The sequence below is a fragment of the Bosea sp. (in: a-proteobacteria) genome (assembly GCF_023953965.1).
In the GTDB taxonomy this organism is placed as follows: domain Bacteria; phylum Pseudomonadota; class Alphaproteobacteria; order Rhizobiales; family Beijerinckiaceae; genus Allobosea.
Map to the genome: position 1 here is coordinate 1,213,033 of NZ_JAMLIX010000001.1, position 19,422 is coordinate 1,232,454.

19 protein-coding genes are annotated in these 19,422 nt (G+C 68.4%); 10 read left to right on the forward strand and 9 right to left on the reverse strand.

Translation table 11 applies throughout. The features are described 5' to 3' along the window. Nucleotide 1 precedes the first annotated feature (1 nt). On the reverse strand, nt 2-1,171 hold the full coding sequence (mltA, locus tag M9917_RS05720; protein WP_297251693.1) for a murein transglycosylase A: 1,170 nt from the start codon (nt 1,169-1,171) through the stop codon (nt 2-4). After that, the gene (locus M9917_RS05725; RefSeq protein ID WP_297251695.1) at nt 1,168-1,893 is read right to left on the reverse strand and encodes a Tim44/TimA family putative adaptor protein; all 726 of its coding nucleotides are present in this window, start codon (nt 1,891-1,893) and stop codon (nt 1,168-1,170) included. Before M9917_RS05725 ends, mltA begins: the two co-directional genes overlap by 4 nt. 243 nt (nt 1,894-2,136) lie before the next feature. On the opposite strand from M9917_RS05725, the gene secB reads away from it, so the two are divergent. Together secB and M9917_RS05735 are read left to right on the forward strand one after the other, a co-directional pair. Beyond that, a complete protein-coding gene (gene secB / locus M9917_RS05730; protein ID WP_297251696.1) occupies nt 2,137-2,631 on the forward strand; it encodes a protein-export chaperone SecB in 495 nt (164 codons plus the stop codon). Nucleotides 2,632-2,795: 164 nt separating this feature from the next. Then, a complete protein-coding gene (locus M9917_RS05735; protein ID WP_297251698.1) occupies nt 2,796-3,545 on the forward strand; it encodes a TerC family protein in 750 nt (249 codons plus the stop codon). On the opposite strand, the gene dnaQ is transcribed toward M9917_RS05735, so the two are convergent. From dnaQ to M9917_RS05760, 5 genes are read right to left on the reverse strand one after another with little or no spacing between them, the layout of a single operon-like run. Continuing rightward, entirely contained in the window at nt 3,523-4,239 is a 717-nt protein-coding gene (gene dnaQ, locus M9917_RS05740; protein WP_297251701.1) for a DNA polymerase III subunit epsilon, read from the reverse strand. The two genes, M9917_RS05735 and dnaQ, sit on opposite strands and share 23 nt — an antisense overlap. 4 nt (nt 4,240-4,243) lie before the next feature. Further along, nucleotides 4,244-4,858 (reverse strand): dephospho-CoA kinase, encoded by a 615-nt coding sequence (coaE, locus tag M9917_RS05745; protein WP_297251703.1) that lies wholly within the window; start codon nt 4,856-4,858, stop codon nt 4,244-4,246. A gap of 15 nt (nt 4,859-4,873) precedes the next feature. Further along, nucleotides 4,874-5,707, reverse strand: coding sequence for a shikimate dehydrogenase (locus tag M9917_RS05750; RefSeq protein ID WP_297251704.1), 834 nt, complete (start codon nt 5,705-5,707; stop codon nt 4,874-4,876). 13 nt (nt 5,708-5,720) lie between these two features. Continuing rightward, nucleotides 5,721-6,347, reverse strand: a complete 627-nt coding sequence (locus tag M9917_RS05755) for a Maf family protein (RefSeq protein ID WP_297251706.1) — start codon at nt 6,345-6,347, stop codon at nt 5,721-5,723. Beyond that, nucleotides 6,344-7,174, reverse strand: coding sequence for a pyruvate, water dikinase regulatory protein (locus M9917_RS05760; RefSeq protein WP_297251708.1), 831 nt, complete (start codon nt 7,172-7,174; stop codon nt 6,344-6,346). Before M9917_RS05760 ends, M9917_RS05755 begins: the two co-directional genes overlap by 4 nt. Before the next feature lie 466 nt (nt 7,175-7,640). Between M9917_RS05760 and hemE the strand changes: the two genes are divergently transcribed. From hemE to rho, 3 genes are all read left to right on the forward strand, one after another. After that, complete coding sequence (hemE, locus tag M9917_RS05765; protein ID WP_297251709.1) at nt 7,641-8,690, forward strand: uroporphyrinogen decarboxylase; 1,050 nt, start codon at nt 7,641-7,643, stop codon at nt 8,688-8,690. Next, complete coding sequence (gene hemJ, locus M9917_RS05770; RefSeq protein WP_297251711.1) at nt 8,683-9,105, forward strand: protoporphyrinogen oxidase HemJ; 423 nt, start codon at nt 8,683-8,685, stop codon at nt 9,103-9,105. Before hemE ends, hemJ begins: the two co-directional genes overlap by 8 nt. 222 nt (nt 9,106-9,327) lie before the next feature. Further along, a complete protein-coding gene (rho, locus tag M9917_RS05775; protein ID WP_297251713.1) occupies nt 9,328-10,593 on the forward strand; it encodes a transcription termination factor Rho in 1,266 nt (421 codons plus the stop codon). Between the two features lie 100 nt (nt 10,594-10,693). On the opposite strand, the gene M9917_RS05780 is transcribed toward rho, so the two are convergent. Then, complete coding sequence (locus tag M9917_RS05780; RefSeq protein WP_297251715.1) at nt 10,694-12,697, reverse strand: thioredoxin domain-containing protein; 2,004 nt, start codon at nt 12,695-12,697, stop codon at nt 10,694-10,696. Between the two features lie 29 nt (nt 12,698-12,726). On the opposite strand from M9917_RS05780, the gene mnmE reads away from it, so the two are divergent. From mnmE to M9917_RS05805, 5 genes are all read left to right on the forward strand, one after another. Continuing rightward, on the forward strand, nt 12,727-14,028 hold the full coding sequence (mnmE, locus tag M9917_RS05785) for a tRNA uridine-5-carboxymethylaminomethyl(34) synthesis GTPase MnmE (protein WP_297251717.1): 1,302 nt from the start codon (nt 12,727-12,729) through the stop codon (nt 14,026-14,028). 45 nt (nt 14,029-14,073) lie between these two features. Further along, on the forward strand, nt 14,074-15,951 hold the full coding sequence (mnmG, locus tag M9917_RS05790; RefSeq protein WP_297251719.1) for a tRNA uridine-5-carboxymethylaminomethyl(34) synthesis enzyme MnmG: 1,878 nt from the start codon (nt 14,074-14,076) through the stop codon (nt 15,949-15,951). A gap of 35 nt (nt 15,952-15,986) precedes the next feature. Continuing rightward, nucleotides 15,987-16,595, forward strand: a complete 609-nt coding sequence (gene rsmG, locus M9917_RS05795; protein ID WP_297251721.1) for a 16S rRNA (guanine(527)-N(7))-methyltransferase RsmG — start codon at nt 15,987-15,989, stop codon at nt 16,593-16,595. Further along, nucleotides 16,592-17,422, forward strand: coding sequence for a ParA family protein (locus tag M9917_RS05800; RefSeq protein ID WP_297251723.1), 831 nt, complete (start codon nt 16,592-16,594; stop codon nt 17,420-17,422). The genes rsmG and M9917_RS05800 overlap by 4 nt, the downstream gene beginning before the upstream one ends. 84 nt (nt 17,423-17,506) lie before the next feature. Next, nucleotides 17,507-18,388: a ParB/RepB/Spo0J family partition protein gene (locus M9917_RS05805; RefSeq protein ID WP_297251725.1), complete on the forward strand. Its 882-nt coding sequence runs from the start codon at nt 17,507-17,509 to the stop codon at nt 18,386-18,388. On the opposite strand, the gene holA is transcribed toward M9917_RS05805, so the two are convergent. After that, complete coding sequence (holA, locus tag M9917_RS05810) at nt 18,389-19,417, reverse strand: DNA polymerase III subunit delta (protein WP_297251727.1); 1,029 nt, start codon at nt 19,415-19,417, stop codon at nt 18,389-18,391. Between the last annotated feature and the right edge of the window lie 5 nt (nt 19,418-19,422).

A 19,422-nucleotide genomic window follows, 5' to 3' on the forward strand; every position in this document is an offset into this window, starting at 1 on the left:
GTCAGCGCGGCCACAGCACGGTGAAGGCGACGGGGTGGCGGATCAGCCCGGCGCGATGGCCCGCCGCCGCGCCCGAGCCGACGAAGAGGTCCATGCGGGCGGGGCCGAGGATGGCGGAGCCGGTGTCCTGCGCGACCACGAGCCGGGCCAGATGCTCGTCGCCTCCGGCTCCGTCGGGAATCGTCGCGTCGATCCAGACCGGCAGCCCATAGGGCCAGGCGGTGCGGTCGACGGCGATGCTGCGCAGCGGCGTCAGCGGCAGGCCGGCGCCGCCGATCGGCCCGCTTTCGGGAGGCAGGTCGTCGCGGCGGGCGAAGAAGACGAAGGAGGCGTTCAGGCGGATCAGGTCGCGGGCGAAGGCGGGATCGGCCTTCAGCCGCGCGATCAGCCGGTCCATCGTCATCTCTTCGGGCGGGATGGCCTCGCGCCGGCTGAGCACGCGCCCGAGCGAGGTGTAGGGGTGGCCGTTGCGGCCGGAATAGGTCAGCCGCGTGACCGCGCCGTCCGGCAGCCTGACGCGGCCCGAGCCCTGCACCTGCAGGACGAAGCGGTCGACGGGATCGCGCAGCCAGAGGATCTCGAGCCCCTGCCCGTCGAGCGCGCCGGTCCCGATCGCGGTGCGGTCGGGGAAGGGCTCGAAGCCGGCGGCGGTGCGGCGCGCCGCCGAAAGCCGCTTGTCGAGGCCTGGCCAGTCGTCCTCGGAGAAGCGCGTCACAAGATCCTTCGGCCGGCCGTAGAGCGGCGTCGGGAAGGCGTCCGAACGGCTGAGCGAGCCTTCGAATTCCGGCTCGAAATAGCCGGTGGTGAAGCCGGTCGCGCCCTCTTCCGGCCGGATGCGCCAGAAGGAGAAGTGCCGCTCGAAGAAAGCCCGCGCCTCAGCCCGGCCGACCGGTCCCGCCACAACCAGCGCCTTTGCCGCGTCGCAGACGGCGGCTAGCCGTTCCGGCACGGGCACACCCTGCCGCAGGGGCGGATCGGCCGCGCAGCCGCGGGCGAAGACGGCGAAGGCGGCGGCGTGATCGTCCTCAGCCCAGCCCGGAAGCGCCGCCGGCGACAGCGCCTCGGCACGGGCTCCCGGGGGCAAGGGCGGCGATGGGGCGGCGGCGGTCACGGATGCGAGGCCCAGGGCCGCGACGAACGCCAGGGCGGCACCGGCGCCGCCGCGGCTCACGCGGCGGATTCGGTGGCGACGAGCAGCCAGTTCGGATCGCGGCTGCCGAGCTGGCGCGAGAAGGTCCAGATATCGTTGACCTCGGAGACCTGCTCGGCGCTGCCGTCGACGACGCCCCCTTGCGCGTCGCGGGTGACGCTGATCAGCTGCGACACGAAGGCGATCGTGATCTGCGCGGCCTTGCCCTTCACCTCGACGGCGGCGAGATCGGCCTTGTCGATCGAGACGAAATTGGATTCAGCCTTCTCGCCACGCTTCTCGCGCTCGGTGATGGCCTGCTCGAAGCCGTCATAGACCTCCTTGGCGAGCAGGCCCTTCAGCGTCTTGCGGTCGCCGCGGGCAAACGCGGTGACGATCGCCTCATAGGCGGCCTTGGCGCCGTTGACGAAATCATGCGGATCGAAGCCGGGCTCCTGGCGGATCACCGCCTCGATGCCGGCGCTGACGGGGGAATCGGGCGGGGCGAGATCCTTCCAGCGCTCGGCGGCGAGCGGCTCGGGCGCGACCGGGTCATTAGCGGCGCCGGGCAGGCGGATCACATTGTCGCGCTTGTCGGCGCCCTGCTGATCAGGCCGCAGCGGCGGCGTCTCGCGGCGGGCGAAGGGGTCCTTGGGCGGCTGCTCGTGGCCGGTCTTCTGGCCGAGCACGGAACGCAGCTTCCAAGCCACGAAGACGGCGAGCGCCAGGAAGACCAGAGTCTGCATGTCGAAGGAATTCTGCATCGAAAGCTGACCCGCGGCTCCCCGTTTCGTGGCCCTTCAACGCCTCCCGCGCCGGGCCTTCACCTTCATATGGTGTGACTGGCTCGTAACATCCACCCCCGCGCTTGTGAAGGCGGCTTCTTGTGCCGGGGAAGCGTCCGTGATAGCCGACGCGCGTGACGCTCCACAGCAGGGAGCGCCGTCCCGAATGCCGGCGATGGCGCGGGATTTCCCGATAAAGCCTGCCAGAACAAGATGGGACCGATGGCCAACGAACTTCCCAACGGCAATGGCACCGGCGCCGAGACGGCGCCGAGCTTGAACGCCCTGATCCAGTACACCAAGGATTTCTCCTTCGAGAACCCGAAGGCCCCGCGCTCGCTCGCCCAGCAGGAGGCGCAGCAGGGCCCGCAGATGTCGCTGCAGGTCAATGTCGGCTCGACCGCTCTCGGCGACAACGATTACGAGACCGTGCTGCGCCTCGAGGGCAAGGCCGAGGTCAAGGGCGAGACGCTGTTCGCCTTCGACCTGAGCTATGCCGGCGTGTTCCGGCTGCAGAACGTCCCGCAGGAGCACGTCCACCCCGTGCTGGTGATCGACTGCGCCCGCATGCTCTTCCCCTTCGCCCGGCAGATCATCGCCGAGGCCGTGCAGAACGGCGGCTTCCCGCCCTTCTACGTGCCGGCGATCGACTTCGCCGCGCTGTTCCAGCAGCGCATGCAGGAGCTCGAGGGCCAGCCGGGCGCAGCGACCAACTGACCGGCCAAGCCCGGCACAGCGGCGGACAAGGCCCCCTCGGGGGCCTTTTTTCGTTGTTGCGCCTGATTGTTGTCCGTGTGGGGCTGGAACCTCTCTCCATGTCAAACCATTGATGGCGGACGCCCCGGCCGGGCGCCCGCCTTTTTTCATCCGATGGAGACCCGATGGACGCCCTTCTGACGCTCGCCGCCGATCCCGCCGTCTGGGCGGCGCTCGGGGCCCTCACCGCCATGGAGGTCGTGCTCGGCATCGACAACCTGATCTTCATCTCGATCCTGACCAACAAGCTGCCCGAGCATCAGCGCTCGAAGGGCCGCCGGATCGGCATCGGGCTTGCGCTGATCATGCGGCTTTTCCTGCTCGGTACCGTCGCCTTCATCGTCAAGCTCACCCAGCCGATCATCTCGATCTTCGGGCAGGGCTTCTCCTGGCGCGACCTGATCCTGATCGCCGGCGGCCTCTTCCTGGTCTGGAAAGCGACGAAGGAGATCCACCACAAGGTCGATCCCGACCCGGAATCGGCCCTCGTCCCGGGTGCCACCCAAGCTGCGGCGCTCGGCTTCGGCGCGGCGATCTTCCAGATCCTGCTGCTCGACCTGGTGTTCTCGGTCGATTCGATCATCACCGCCGTCGGCATGACCGAGCATGTGCCGGTCATGGTGGTCGCCGTCATCGTCGCGGTGCTGACGATGCTGCTCGCCGCCGATCCACTGGCGCGCTTCATCGACAGGAACCCGACCATCGTGATGCTGGCGCTGGGCTTCCTGCTGATGATCGGCGCCACGCTGATCGCCGAGGGTTTCGGCGTGCATGTGCCGAAGGGCTACATCTACGCCGCGATGGCGTTCTCGGCGTTGATCGAGGCGCTCAACATGCTGTCGCGGCGCAAGGCTACTGCGCCGCCTCGTCGGTGATGCCGAGATAGCCCTTCCAGAGCGGCGCCTTGAGCGAGCCGAGGACGAAGGCTTCGTGCGCTTGCAACGCCGCCTCGTCCAGGCGCGGCGGCAGCGGGTGGCGGCGCTGCGGCTTCTCGGCCGCCGCCATGACGACATCGCCACGGCCGGCCGCCGCCTCGACCCCGAGGCCGAGCGAGGCCTGCTTGCCGCCGATCAGCTCGATATAGACCTCGGCCAGGATCTCGGAATCGAGCAGCGCGCCGTGCCTGGTGCGGCGGCTGTTGTCGATGCCGTAGCGGGTGCAGAGCGCGTCCAGGCTGTTGGAGGCGCCGGGATGCCTGCGGCGGGCCATCGAGAGCGTATCGACCACGAAAGCCTGCTCGACCGGCGGCAGGCCGAGGCGCCTGAACTCCATGTTGATGAAGCCGACGTCGAAGGCGGCGTTGTGGGCCACGAGCTTCGCGCCGACGATGAAATCGGCGAATTCGTCGGCGATCGCGGCAAAGACGGGCTTGTCGGCGAGGAACGCCTCCGACAGGCCGTGGACGTTGAACGCCTCGACCGGCATCGCGCGCTCGGGATTGATGTAGACGTGGAAGGTGCGCCCGCTCGGGCAGTGATTGATCAGCTCGACACAGCCGATCTCGACGATGCGGTCGCCGTTATTGGCTTCGACGCCGGTGGTTTCGGTATCGAGGACGATCTCGCGCATCGTGTCAGGACCTCGCCGCAGCGCCGCGCCCGGGACGGCCGGCGAGCGCCCGCAGGATAGAGCCGACCTGCCGCTCGGCGGCCATCAGACCGCGCGACGTGTCCACAAGGAAATGGGCGTGGCGGCGCTTCTCGGCATCCGGCATCTGGCGCGACAGGATGGCGTCGAGCTTCTCCGCGTTCATGCCCGGCCGGGCGAGGACGCGCGCGCGCTGCACCTGCGCAGGCGCCGTCACGACGAGGACCGCGTCGCAATGCGCCTGCCCCCCGGTCTCGAGCAAGAGCGGCACGTCGATCACCGCGAGCCCCGCCCCCTCCCGGCGGCAGCGGGCGAGGAAGGCGTCCTTCTCCTCGCGCACCAGCGGGTGGATGATCGCCTCGAGCCGGCCGAGCGCCTCCGGCTTGCCGAGAACGGCGGCGCCAAGCCTCGCGCGATCGACCGCGCCATCGACGACCGTGCCGGGAAAGGCGGCCTCGATCGGGCCCGCGGCCCGGCCGCGATGCAGGCGATGCACCGCCGCGTCGGCATCGTGCAACGGCACGCCACGCTGGACGAACAGCGCCGCCGTTGTCGATTTCCCCATCCCGATCGAGCCCGTCAGGCCCAGCACGAAAGTCATGGCTCACCCGTCGAATCAGGCTTTCAGGATATCGGCTTCGATCAGCGCGCGCAGGGCCGGCGTCACCGCCGGCATCACGCCGAACCAGCGGGCGAAGCCGGGCGCGGCCTGATGCAGCAGCATGCCGAGACCGTCGACCGGGATGCCGCCGCGCCGCGCCGCTTCGGTGAGCAGCGCCGTCTTCAGCGGGACATAGACGATGTCGTCGACGATGGTGCCGGGCCGCAAGGCCGAAAGATCGATCTCCAGCGGCGGCTTGCCCTGCATGCCGAGCGCGGTCGTGTTGACGATCAGATCGGCCTCACCGACCAGGGCATGGCGCCCTGCCCAGTCGGCGGCTTCGAGCGGGTGGCCGAGCGCCGCGGCAAGCTCCTCGGCCCGGCCGCGGCTGCGGTTGGCGACGAGGATCCGCGCGACCCCGCGCGATTTCAGGCCATAGCAGATGCCCCGCGCCGCGCCGCCCGCACCGAGGACGAGCGCGGTGCCGACCCGGCCCTGCCAGCCCGGCACGGTGGCATCGAGATGAGCGAGGAAACCGGACACGTCGGTGTTGTCGGCGACGATGCGCCCGTTCTCGCGCCAGAGCGTGTTGACCGCGCCGACGGCCCGGCCGGCTTCGCTGATCCCGTCGACCAGCGCCATCACCGCTTCCTTATGCGGCACGGTGACGTTGCCGCCTGCGAATTCGCCTTCGCGCAGCCGGCCGATGAAAGCCGGCAGATCGGCGGGAGCGACATCGATCCGCTCGTAGGAACCGGCGAGGCGATGGGCGCGCAGCCATTCGCCATGGATCAAAGGCGAGCGCGAATGCGCGATGGGGTGACCGATGACGAAGCAGCGAGGCGCCATGAAATGGAATCCGTTAGCGGGCGAGGCAGCCGAGGTCGCGCAGCGCGGCGATGACCGGCAGCAGCGGCAGGCCGAGGATGGTGAAATGGTCGCCCTCGACCTTGTCGAAGAGCTGCGCGCCCGGCCCTTCGAGCTGATAGCCACCGACGCTGGCGAGCGCGCCGGCACCCACGACGGAAAGGTAGCGCGCGATGATATCGGCCTGGAGCGGGCGCATGGTCAGGCTCGCCACCGCGAGCCCCTCGGCCAGCGGCGTTCCATCCCGCACGACCACGAAGGCGCAATGGAGCTGATGGGTCCGGCCGGCGAGCGCGGCGATCTGGTCCGCCGCCGCGGCGAGATCCGCCGGTTTGTGGAAGGCCCGGCCCCCGCAGGTCAGGGTCTGGTCGGCGGCGAGGACGAGGCGGCCGGGATGCTCGCGCGAGACGGCGAGCGCCTTGGCGCAGGCGAGCGCCGCCGCGACCTGATCGGGCGGCACGCCGCGATCGACGAGCGGCTTCTCGACGGCGCGCTCGTCGATCTCCGGCTTCACCACCTCGACCGGGATGCCGGCGGCGATCAGCATGTCGCGCCGCGTCGTGCTGCCGGAAGCGAGGATCAGCGGCTCGGGCGCGAGCCAGAGGCCGGACGCGGCGCTCATGTCGCGATGAATTTCATGCGGTGGTCGCGCAGCAGGTCGAGAATCGAGGCTGCCGTTTCCTCGATCGAGCGGCGCGTCACGTCGATCACCGGCCAACCCTTGCGGGTGCAGAGCCGGCGCGACTGCGTGACCTCGTCGGCGACGGCGGCGGGATCGACGTAGGACGTGTCGTCGTCGGCGCGCAGCGAGAGGAGGCGGTTCTGGCGGATCTGGACGATGCGGTCTGGGCTGGCGATCAGCCCGACGATCAGGGGTTTCCTGGCGCTGTCCAGCTCCGGCGGCAGCGGGATGTTCGGCACCAGCGGGATGTTGGCGGTCTTGATGCCGCGATTGGCGAGATAGATGCTCGTCGGCGTCTTGGAGGTGCGGCTGATGCCGACGAGGATGACGTCGGCATTGTCGAGATCGCCGCCGAGCTGCCCGTCGTCATGCAGGAGCGTGTAGTTCATCGCGTCGATGCGGCGGAAATATTCGGTGTTGAGCACATGCTGGGCGCCGGGCTTCTCGGACGAGGCCTGGCCGAGATAGGACTGGAACAGCGACAGCACCGGCTGCAGCACCGAGAGGCAGGGACAGCCGAGATCGCGGCAGAAAGTCTCCAGCTTCTCCTGCCATTCCGGCTCGACCAGCGTGTAGAGCACGACGCCGGGCGAAGCCTCGATCTCGGCGAGGACACGGGCGAGCTGCGCTTCCGAGCGCACCAGCGGATAGACGTGCTCGATCGCCGAGACGCTTTCATATTGCGCGGCCGCCGCCCGGCTGACGGCGATCAGCGTTTCGCCCGTCGCATCCGAGACCAGATGCAGATGGAAATAATTGCGGACCACGGCATCCCCCGGCCTGAAGCGGTTCCTCGTCCTCTACAGCAATTTCCCGATTCTCCGAATCGCGAAAATGCCTGCCGGAAACGCGCCGTCGTCGCGGGTGAGCGAAGCAAACCAAGGGGCCCGGCCGATGGGGAGGAGTGTGGACAACCGGGCCCGAAACGGGGCGCGGGCGGGCGGCCTGTATAAGCCGTTCCCGCGGTCAACAGCCGCGCGGCTGTGTATGGTTAAGAAAGTGTTTCACGTGAATCATTGGGGGCGCCGCCACGGCCGCAGCCGATTCCAATTGGTTAATAGAGTCTTAACGCCCCATCGGGAGGCCCTCCGATCCGCGACTCCCTGTCCCACCGGCTGTGGAGCGGTTGTGGACCCGATTGCGGCGGGCTATCTCCCTGCCCCCAGGAGTCAAAACAAAAGATTCTCTTCAAGGAGTTTCTTTTAAGAAAGCGGGATGGATGGCCCGGTGGGCATGACGAAAAGCGAGAACCCTGCCCTGCTGCGCGTGCTCGATGGCGAAGCCCTGCCCGTTCCGCCGATCTGGCTGATGCGGCAGGCGGGCCGTTACCTGCCGGAATATCGCGCGCTGAGAGCGAAGGCCGGCAGCTTCCTGTCCCTGTGCTACGATCCCGAGCTCGCCGCCGAGGTGACGCTCCAGCCGATCCGACGCTTCGGCTTCGATGCCGCGATCCTGTTCTCCGATATCCTAGTGGTGCCGCAGGCGCTCGGCCAGAAGCTCTGGTTCGTGGAGGGCGAAGGTCCCAGGCTCGAACCGGTGGCGGATGCGGGGCGGCTGGCTGAAATCGACGCGCAAGCCGATCAGCGCAAGCTCGATCCGATCCTCGAGACAGTGCGCCGGGTCCGTGCCGCCCTGCCGCGGGAGACCGGCTTCATCGGCTTCTGCGGGGCACCCTGGACGGTTGCGACCTATATGGTCGCCGGGCGCGGGACGCCGGACCAGGGACCGGCCAAGGCCCTGTTCGGCAACGATCCGGCCCTGTTCCAGGCGATCATCGACCGGATCGTCACGGCCTCTATCGCCTATCTCGATGCGCAGATCGCGGCAGGCGTCGATGTCGTCCAGATCTTCGACAGCTGGGCCGGCGCGCTGAGCGAGGAAGATTTCGGGCGCTGGTCCATCGCGCCGACGCGGCGGATCGTCGAGGGCGTGCGGGCGGCGCATCCACAAGCGCGAATTATCGGCTTCCCGCGCGGGGCCGGGCGCCTGATCCCGGATTACGTCGCGGGAACCGGGGTCGATGCCGTCGGGCTCGAAACCGATATCGACCGGGATTTCGCCCGTGAGGCGATCCAGTCGCGGGTGCCGGTGCAGGGCAATCTCGATCCGCTCACGCTGCGCGCCGGCGGGGTGGAGCTCGAGCGCGAGATCGATGCCGTGCTGGCCGCGTTCTCGGGCGGCCCCTTCATCTTCAATCTCGGCCACGGCATCCTGCCGGATACGCCGATCGCGCATGTCGAGCGCCTGCTGAAACGCGTGCGGGAGGGAGCGGGCGATGTATGAATGGATCAAGGCCTTCCATGTCGTGGCCGTCATTTCCTGGATGGCCGGGATGCTCTATCTGCCGCGGCTGATGGTCTATCATGCGGAAGCGCAGATCGGCTCGATCCAGTCCGAGACCTTCAAGATCATGGAGCGCCGGCTGCTGAAGGGCATCATCAACCCGGCGATGACGATCGCCTGGGTGATCGGGCTCTACCTCGCCTGGGAGGGCTTCGGCTTCAAGGGCGGCTGGCTGCACGGCAAGATCCTGCTGGCGCTCGTCCTGTCGGCGATCCACGGCATGCTGGTGAAGCATGTGCGTGCCTTCGCCGCCGACTGCAACGTCAAGTCGCCGCGCTATTTCCGCATCCTCAACGAGGTACCGGCGGTGCTGATGGTCGGCATCGTCATCCTGGTGATCGTCAAGCCGTTTTGAGGCCTTCCGCGCTTTCCGCTTGAGCCCGGACCCAAATCCCGCTATCAGGGCGCTGCGCTTCTCCAGCGTCCTCCCTGTTGTCGACTGTTCGTGAGCGGCCTGCGCCAGCAGCGGTTCATGTCGCGCAACCTCTGCGCAGGCCCGGTCAGGGCCGATGTCGATCAGATCCAGTACCGTCCCCGACCCTGCCTTCAGGCAGGGCGTTCACGATCCGGGTGCCCCATGCGGGAAATCAAGCTCCAAGAGCTCAAGAGCAAGTCGCCGACCGAGCTTCTCGGCTTTGCCGAGCAGGTCGAGGTCGAGAACGCCAGCACCATGCGCAAGCAGGAGCTGATGTTCGCCATTCTGAAGCAACTCGCGGCGCGCGAGACCGAGATTCTGGGTGAGGGCGTGGTCGAGGTGCTGCAGGACGGCTTCGGCTTCCTGCGCTCGCCCGATTCGAATTATCTGCCCGGGCCGGACGACATCTATGTCTCGCCCTCGCAGATCCGTAAATTCGGCCTGCGCACCGGCGACACGGTCGAGGGGCCGATTCGCAGCCCGAAGGACGGCGAGCGCTATTTCGCCCTGCTCAAGGTCAACTCGATCAATTTCGAGAACCCGGAGAAGATCAAGCACAAGATCCACTTCGACAACCTGACCCCGCTCTATCCGAACGAGCGGCTGAAGCTCGAGGTGCAGGATCCGACCAAGAAGGATTTCTCGCCGCGTGTCATCGATATCGTCGCGCCGATCGGCAAGGGCCAGCGCGCGCTGATCGTCGCGCCGCCGCGCACGGGCAAGACCGTGCTGCTCCAGAACATCGCCCAGTCGATCACCAGCAATCATCCCGAATGCTATCTGATCGTGCTGCTGATCGACGAGCGGCCCGAGGAAGTCACCGACATGCAGCGTTCGGTGAAGGGCGAGGTCGTCTCCTCGACCTTCGACGAGCCGGCCTCCCGCCACGTCCAGGTCGCCGAGATGGTGATCGAGAAGGCCAAGCGCCTGGTCGAGCATGGTCGCGACGTCGTGATCCTGCTCGATTCGATCACGCGGCTGGGCCGGGCCTACAACACGGTGGTGCCATCCTCCGGCAAGGTCCTGACCGGCGGCGTCGACGCCAATGCCCTGCAGCGGCCGAAGCGCTTCTTCGGCGCCGCCCGAAACATCGAGGAAGGCGGCTCGCTGACCATCGTCGCCACCGCCCTGATCGATACCGGCTCGCGCATGGACGAGGTGATCTTCGAGGAGTTCAAGGGCACCGGCAACTCCGAGATCGTGCTCGACCGCAAGGTTGCCGACAAGCGCATCTTCCCGGCGATCGACATCCTTAAATCCGGCACGCGCAAGGAAGAGCTCATCACGCCGCGCTCGGACCTGCAGAAGACCTATGTGCTGCGCCGCATCCTCAACCCGATGGGGCCGCAGGACGCGATCGAGTTCCTGATCGACAAGCTGCGCCAGACCAAGCAGAACTCGGAATTCTTCGATTCGATGAACACCTGAGGCAGGCACTGCCCCATCGGTGATTCGATTCGCCGCCGTACCGGTCCCAGGGTCGGTGCGGCGGCGAAATCATGTTGAGACCCGCCGTGTCGAGGCCGATTCAAACCCCTGCCGCGATCGCCGCCGCCAATCGATTCGGATCCGTGACGGGTGGCAGGCAGCGGCCCTCGAAGCAGATGAAGGCTGCGCCTTCGCCGGCCTGCCGGAGCATGGCCGCGGCGGGATGATCGGCGGGCAGTGCCTCGCCCGCCTCGCCATCGACCAGCGTGACCAGGGTATAGGGCAAGCGGCGGGCCGCGGCATGAAGAGCTTCGCGCTTCGGGCCGGCCAGCACGATTTCGACGCCATTGCGGGCGAGGTCACAGGCGTTGAGCACCGAGCCATGGGCCATCGGCGCGCGGGCCGCCGCGGCGAGCGCGGTTTTCATCAGCTCTTCGGCGCGGGCGCGGTCCTTGTCGCTGCCGGTCTTGCGGGCGATCCGGACCAGGTTGGCGGCGTGGACGCCGAGCGCATTGGGCACGGCGTCGTCATGGCTCGGCCTCGGCGCGACCGGTAGTCCTGCGGATTCCAGCCGGGTCATGCCGATCAGGCCGGAATCCGGATCGCGGTAGTGCCGCCACAGATGCTGCGACCAGCGCCGTGCATCGCTCAGATAATGCGGGTCGAAGCTCGCATCATGGAGCGCGAGCGCGGCATCGATCATGGCGGCGTGATCGAGCGCGAAACCGGGGCGGATCAGGCGCCGGGTGCGGCAGGAATGCGCCAGCCCCTCGCCATCAGCCATCGATTCGGCAACGAAACGATAGGCATCTTTCGCAAGCGCGAGCCAATGAGGTCTGTCGAGCAGGCCGGCCGCCCGCGCCAGCGCGGCGATCGCCAGGCCGTTCCAGTCGGCCAGGATCTTGTCGTCGCGTGCCGGGGCCATGCGGTTCGCCCGCTCCGCGAGCAGGCGCGCCTTCGATCGGCCAAGCCGCGCGGCTTCCGTGGCATCCGGGTCCGGCGTGTCGAGCCGGTTGAGGATATTGGCGCCTTCCCAGTTGCCGCCGGAACGGACATCGTAGTGCCGGGCGAAGAGGGCAGCCTCGGTAGGGCCGAGTAGTGCCACGATTTCTTGTTCGGTCCACAGGTAGTACTTGCCCTCGACCCCTTCCGAATCGGCATCGAGGCTGGCGGCGAAGGCGCCTTCCGGCAGCAGCATCTCGCGTTCCAGCCAGGCGACGATGCCCTCGGCCGCTTCCCACGCCAAGGGATCGCCGCTGCGCCCGGCCTCCAGCGCGTAGAGCCCGAGGAGCTGGGCATTGTCGTAGAGCATCTTCTCGAAATGCGGCACGAGCCAGTGCTCGTCGACGGCATAGCGGGCAAAGCCGCCGCCGAGATGGTCGCGGATGCCGCCGCGCGCCATGCGCTGCAGCGTCAGCGTCGCGGCCGTGAGGCTGGCGGATGCGGCGGGATCCTGCGTGCCGCGCCGCCAGGTAAGCTCGATCAGCCCGGCATTCGGAAATTTCGGTGCGCCCCGCAAGCCGCCGTCGACGGGATCGAAGGCTGCGGCGATCCGCCCGGCGAGCTGATCGAGATCGGGCACGCCGGCCTCGGCCGGGGCAGTCGTCTCCATCTGCTTCAGCGCGGCGCGGATGGCTTCGGCATTGCCGGCGATACGCTGCGGCTCGGCCTGCCAGATCGTGGCGAGCTGGCGCAGGATGCCGGTGAAGGAGGGGCGGCCGTGGCGCGGCTCGGGCGGAAAATAGGTGCCGCCCCAGAACGGGTCGCCCTCCGGCGTCAGGAACATGGTGAGGGGCCAGCCGCCCTGCTCGCCCAGGCTGTGCAGCGCGCTCATATAGACATGGTCGATATCCGGCCGCTCCTCCCGGTCGACCTTGATGTTCACGAAGAGCTCGTTCATGACGGCGGCGGTCGCCGGGTTCTCGAAGCTCTCATGGGCCATGACATGGCACCAGTGGCAGGCGGCGTAGCCGATCGAGAGCAGGACTGGCCGGTTGCTCAGCCTCGCCTCGGCAAAGGCTTCGGGGCTCCATTCCCACCAGTCGACGGGGTTGTCGCGATGCTGGAGCAGATAGGGGCTGGCGGCTTCGGCAAGACGGTTCATCGGGTCTCCCCCGAAGGGTTGCGACGGGCATGACGGAGTTCACCATCGTCGCGCTGTCTTCGGCGGCGGGCAAGGCCGGGGTCGCGGTGATCCGGATTTCGGGGCCGCGCGTTCGATTCGTTCTCGAAACGGTCGCGGGAGGCGTTCCCGAACCGCGCGTTGCGACGCTGCGCCGGCTCGTCGATCCACAGGGCGAAGCGATCGACACCGCGCTCGTGCTGTTCTTCGCCGCTCCCGCCAGCTTCACCGGCGAGGATGTCGCCGAGTTCCATGTTCATGGCGCGCGCGCCGTGCTGGCGCGGCTTCTGGCCGTGCTCACCGGCTTTCCGGGCATCAGGCTGGCCGAACCGGGCGGTTTCACCCGGCGGGCCTTCGAGGCCGGCAAGCTCGATCTCGCGGCGGTCGAAGGACTGGCCGATCTGATCGATTCGGAGACGGAATGGCAGCGGCGGCAGGCGCTGCGCCAGATGGACGGCGCCCTGGGCGATCTCGTGGGGCGATGGCGCGCCGCGCTGATCGAGGCGATGAGCCTGCTCGCCGCCGAGCTCGACTTCTCCGACGAGGGCGATGTCGGCGGGCCGTTGCAGCAGCAGGCGCTCGGCCTGGCCGCCGAGGCTCTGGATTCGCTGCGTCGGGCGCTCGGCGGCTTCGCCATGGGCGAGCGGGTGCGCGAGGGTTTCGTCGTGGTGCTGGCGGGGCCGCCCAACGTCGGCAAGTCGAGCCTGCTCAACGCGCTCGCCCGGCGTGATGTCGCGATCGTCTCGGCCGTCGCGGGAACGACGCGCGATGCGCTGGAGGTCAGGCTCGATCTGGCGGGGCTGCCGGTCATCCTGATCGATACGGCGGGCCTGCGCGACAGCGCCGATCCGGTCGAGGCGGAAGGCGTCGGCCGCGCCCGCGCTTTGGTCGCACGGGCCGATCTCGTTCTCGGCCTGCGCGGGGTCGATTCGGAGCCGTATCGAATCGAGGCCGCATCCCGGCTGCTCGCGGTCGCGACGAAAGCCGATCTCGCGGGGCCGGTCCTGCCGGGGGAGCTTCCGATCTCGGTGAGGACCGGCGCTGGCCTGACGGAGCTGCTCGACGCGATCGCGGCGCGGCTGCGGGGGCTGGATCCGGGCGAGCCCGCCCTGCTGACGCGGGAGCGGCACCGCATCGCCGTCGCGGACGCCATTGCCGCGCTCCAACGGGCGGTGACGGCGCGGCACCAGGAAGGCGAGCTGCTGGCCGAGGACATTCGCCTCGCCGTGGTCGCGCTCGAGCGGCTCGTCGGCCGGATCGATGTCGAGGATGTGCTCGACCGGCTCTTTGCCGGATTCTGCATCGGGAAATGAGGAGATCGTTGACCCGCCGGCCGGGCTTCGCTAGCGACTTAGCCCATGTCAACGCAACATTACGACGTCATCGTCGTCGGTGGCGGCCATGCCGGTGCCGAGGCTGCCGCGGCTGCGGCGCGCTACGGCGCGCATACGGCCCTGGTGACGCACAAGCCCGAGACGATCGGCGTCATGTCCTGCAACCCGGCGATCGGCGGCCTCGGCAAGGGGCACCTCGTCCGCGAGATCGATGCGCTCGACGGCATCATGGCGCGCGCCGCCGATCTGGGCGGCATCCAGTTCCGCATGCTCAACCGTCGCAAGGGCCCGGCCGTGCGCGGGCCGCGCGCGCAAGCCGACCGCAAGCTCTATCGCCTGGCCGTGCAGGATCTGCTGGCGGCTGAGCCGAACCTCGCCATCGTGGCTGGGGAGGTCTTCGATCTCACGGTCGAGGCCGGCCGCGTCACCGGTGTCGTTCTGGCCGACGGGCGTCGATTCGCTGCCGGAACGGTCGTGCTGACCACCGGGACTTTCCTGCGCGGCCTGATCCATATCGGCGAAAATCGGATTCCGGCCGGGCGCGCCGGCGAGGCTCCCTCGCTCGGCCTATCGGCGACGCTGGAGCGCCACGGCTTCCCGCTCGGCCGGCTGAAGACCGGCACGCCGCCGCGCCTCGATGGACGCAGCATCGACTGGGCCGCGCTCGAGATGCAGCAGGGCGACGATCCGCCGGAGCCGTTCTCGGCTCTGACGGCGACAATCGCCAATCCGCAGATCGCCTGCGGGATCACGCGCACGACGCTGGCGAGCCACGATCTGATCCGGGCCAATCTTCACCGCGCCCCGCTATTCTCCGGCCAGATCGAGGGGCGCGGGCCGCGCTATTGCCCCTCGATCGAGGACAAGGTCGGGCGCTTCGGCGACCGCGACGGGCATCAGGTCTTTCTCGAGCCGGAAGGGCTCGACGACGACACGGTCTATCCGAACGGGATCTCGACCTCCCTGCCGGAGGATGTTCAGCTCGGCTTGCTGAAGACCATTCCCGGCCTGGAGCGGGCGGCGATGCTGCGGCCGGGCTATGCCATCGAATATGATTTCGTCGATCCGCGGGCGCTGCGGAACACGCTGGAGACGCGCGCGATCGCGGGGCTGTTCCTGGCCGGGCAGATCAACGGCACGACCGGCTATGAGGAAGCCGGGGCGCAGGGGCTGCTCGCCGGGCTGAACGCGGCGCGCCTGGCCGGCGGGGCGGATCCGGCCGTGTTCGACCGCACGCAATCCTATATCGGCGTACTGGTCGACGATCTCGTGACGCATGGCGTTACGGAGCCGTATCGAATGTTCACCTCGCGGGCGGAGTTCCGCCTGTCGCTGCGGGTCGACAATGCCGATGAGCGCCTGACCCCGCTGGGGTTACGGCTCGGCATCGTCGGCGCGGCGCGCCGCGCGGCCTTCGAGGTCCGCGACCGGGAGATCGCCGCGCTGCGCGAGAGGCTTCGGGGTCTCACGCTGACGCCGCAGCAGGCACAGGCCGCAGGGCTACAGCTCAACCAGGACGGCTTGCGCCGCAGCGCCTACCAGATCCTGTCCTATCCGGATGTCTCATTCGCGCAGTTGGCGGCGCTCTGGCCGGAGCTCGACGGCTATGCCGAGGGCGTGGTCGCAAGGGTGACGGCGGATGCGGTCTATGCGGTCTATCTCGACCGGCAGGCGGCCGAGATTGCGGCCTATCGTCGCGATCAGGCCCTCAAGGTTCCGGCCGATCTCGACCTCGACGCGATTTCCGGGCTGTCGAACGAATTGAAGCTGAAGCTTGCGGCGCAGCGCCCCGCCGATCTGGCGCAGGCGGGCCGGATCGAAGGCATGACGCCGGCCGCGCTGACGCTGCTCGCGGCCCATTCCCGCAAGAGTCGCACCGCTTTATCCACAGGCGCGACGTGACTGTTGATAAAACCGACAGGGAGCGCGCTTTGCGCTTGACGCCTGTTTCACGTGAAACAGAGGAGCGTCTCGCCCTTCTCGTCGCGGAGCTCGGGCGCTGGCAGGCGGCGAAGAATCTGGTTTCCTCGGCGACGCTCGCCGATGTCTGGACCCGCCATATCGCGGATTCGCTGCAGATCTTCAGCCTGGCGAAGGGCCGCGAGCGCTGGCTCGATCTGGGTTCCGGCGGCGGTTTTCCGGGGTTGGTGATCGGGATCTGCCTGGCGGAGGCGGGGAAAGGCCGGATCGATCTCATCGAGAGCAATGCCCGCAAATGCGCCTTCCTGCGCCATGCCGCCCGGATCACCGGCGCGCCGGTCAAGGTCCACGCCGCCCGCATCGAGGACGTGATCGGCGATTTCACCGGCAAGGTCGATGTGGTGACGGCCCGGGCGCTCGCGCCGCTTCCCCAGCTGCTCGCCTGGTGCGAGGAGCTGTTGAGAACCGGCACGCTCGCTCTCTTTCCCAAGGGACAACATCTAGATGCGGAATTGACCGACTCGGCCAGATATTGGAAGATTCAGGCGACAACGGTTTCCTCCGTGACTGACGATGCCGCGCGAATCCTGATGGTCCGCTCGGCCGAGAGACGAGCCGATCGATGACGCAAGCCCTATCCGTGACGATGCCGCGCCGCCCGCGCGTGATCGCGCTCGCCAACCAGAAGGGCGGCGTCGGCAAGACGACGACGGCGATCAATCTCGGCACGGCGCTCGCGGCGATAGGCGAAAAAGTCCTGATCGTCGACCTCGACCCGCAGGGCAACGCCTCGACCGGGCTCGGCGTCGACCGGCGCAACCGCAAATCCTCGACCTATGACGTGCTCTGCGGCGACGTCGGGCTGGGGCAGGCCTTGCAGCCGACGGCGGTTCCGGGCCTGTCGCTGGCGCCCTCGACGCTCGATCTGCTCGGTGTCGAACTGGAGATCGCCTCGGCCAAGGACCGGGCGCATCGGTTGAAGCACGCGATCGACGAGCTGGTCTATGACCAGCGCTGCCAGGACCTGACCTATATCCTGATCGATTGCCCGCCCTCGCTCAGCCTGATCACGATCAACGCGATGACGGCGGCGGATGCGGTGCTGGTGCCGCTGCAATGCGAGTTCTTCGCGCTGGAGGGGCTGAGCCAGCTCCTCAAGACGGTAGAGCAGGTTCGCGCCGGGCTCAACCCGCGCCTGATCATCCAGGGCGTGGTGCTGACGATGTTCGATCCGCGCAACAACCTGTCGGGCCAGGTCATGGCCGATGTGAAGAGCTTCCTCGGCGACAAGGTCTACGACACGGTGATTCCGCGCAATGTGCGGGTGTCCGAGGCACCGTCCTACGGCAAGCCCGCGCTGCTCTACGATCTGCGCTGCTCGGGCTCGCAGGCCTATCTCAGGCTGGCTTCGGAAGTGATCAAGCGCGAGCGGGCGCTCAGGGCCGCCGCGTGAAGTTCTTTATTCTACCGCATTTTCTTCATGCGAACCGGTATCCACTCCGCTTGAAAATGCTTTGAGAGGTTGACGAAGATGGCGATGGCCGAAGAACAGGGGCGGTCCCGCCTTGGCCGGGGTCTGGCGGCGCTGATCGGCGATGTGGGCGACGAGATCGGGGCGATCGAGCGGGCGCGCGGCCAGCGGCGGGTCCCGGTCGAGTTCCTGCGGCCGAGCACGCGCAATCCGCGCCGCAGCTTCGCGGAGGAGGAGCTTCAGGATCTGACCGCCTCGATCCGCGAGCGTGGCATCCTGCAGCCGATCATCGTTCGCACCATCCCCGGCATGATCGATGCCTATGAGATCATCGCCGGCGAGCGCCGCTGGCGCGCGGCGCAGCGCGCCGAGCTGCACGACCTGCCGGTGCTGCTCGTCGAGGCCGATGACCGCGAGGCGCTGGAGATCGCCATCGTCGAGAACGTGCAGCGCACGGATCTCAACGCGATCGAGGAAGCGGCGGGCTATGAGCGGCTGATCGCCGAATTCGGCTATACCCAGAACGACCTCGCCCGCGTCATCGGCAAGAGCCGCAGCCATGTCGCCAATACGCTGCGCCTGTCGAAGCTGCCGGAGCCGGTGCGCAGGATGGTCAGCGAAGGTGCGGTGTCCGCCGGCCATGCCCGCGCGCTGCTCTCCGTTTCGGACCCGGAATTCATGGCCCGCAAGATCGTCGACGAGGGCCTGAGCGTCCGCGATATCGAGCGCGTGGTGCAGCAGGAGACCCGCGGCGAGGTGAAGAGCGCGGCCACGGGCAGGCCGAAGCCGGTCAAGGACGCCGATACGCGGGCGCTCGAAGCCGCGCTGGAGGAAGCGCTCGGCCTCACGGTCTCGATCGGGCACCGGCCGAACGGCTCGGGCGAGGTCAGGATCGGCTACAAGACGCTCGAGCAGCTCGACGCCCTCTGCCGCCGGCTGAAAGCCTGATCACTCCGACCGGCCGGCGCGGCCGAGCCGGGCCAGCGTCCAGAGCGCGCGGGTCGCGATGGCGCGGCCCATCTCGCTGTCCTGGCGGGTGGCGAGGACGGCGTTGCCGATCAGCGTCACGGCTTCCGTCAGCTTCGGGCTCGACCAGGCGACGAGCGCCGCTTCCGTCGTGGCGATGCGCGGATAGGGCAGCCGCATCGTGGCGACGACATCCTTGACGCCGCGCCCGGCATCGACGCTCTGGCGCGCTTTCAAGAGCGCCAGCGCCTGCCGCAGCACGGCGCCGAGCATCACGCCGGGATCGAGCCCCTCGCTCATGAGCTTGGCCTGGGCGAGGTCGAGGACCGCGAGCTTTCCGGCGAAGACCGCATCGACCAGCATCGCCTGCTCGCGCTGGGCGGTGTCGCCGACGATCGCCTCGACATGCTCCGTCAGCACGGCCGGCTCCGCCCCGACATAGAGCATGAGCTTCTCGATCTCCCGGCGCGAGGTCTGGCGGTCGCCGCCGAGGAGCCCCGCGAGATGATCGCGCGTCGCGCGGTCGATCGACTTGCCGGCGCCGCGCACCATCTCGTCTATGATCGTGCCGAGATCGCGCGCCGCATCGCCATAGCAGGGAACGGCGAGCGCCGTCTTCGCCTTCTCGCAGGCGGTGCGAAGCGGATTGCTGCGTTGCAGGTCGCCCGCCTCGACGATGACGAGCGCATCCTGCGACGGCGTCGCCAGCAGAGGCTCGACGGCGGCGAGCAGCGGTTTCGTGGTGGGCGAGACGCGGATGGCGCGGCGGCCGCCGAAGAGGCCGATGGTGTTGGCTTCGTCGGCGAGCTTCAGCGGGTCGGCGGCGACGGCGTCGCCGTCCATCCGCACGAGCTGGAAGCCGTCCTGCGGATCGTCGACGCTCGCGCGCGCAAGCCCCGCCGCCCGCTCCGAGACGAGGCCCGCATCGGGGCCGTAGATCAGGACGAGCCGCCAGGCGGGATCGAGACGGGCGAGGCTGCGCTCGGCCTCATGGGCCTTGATCGCGACCATGGCCG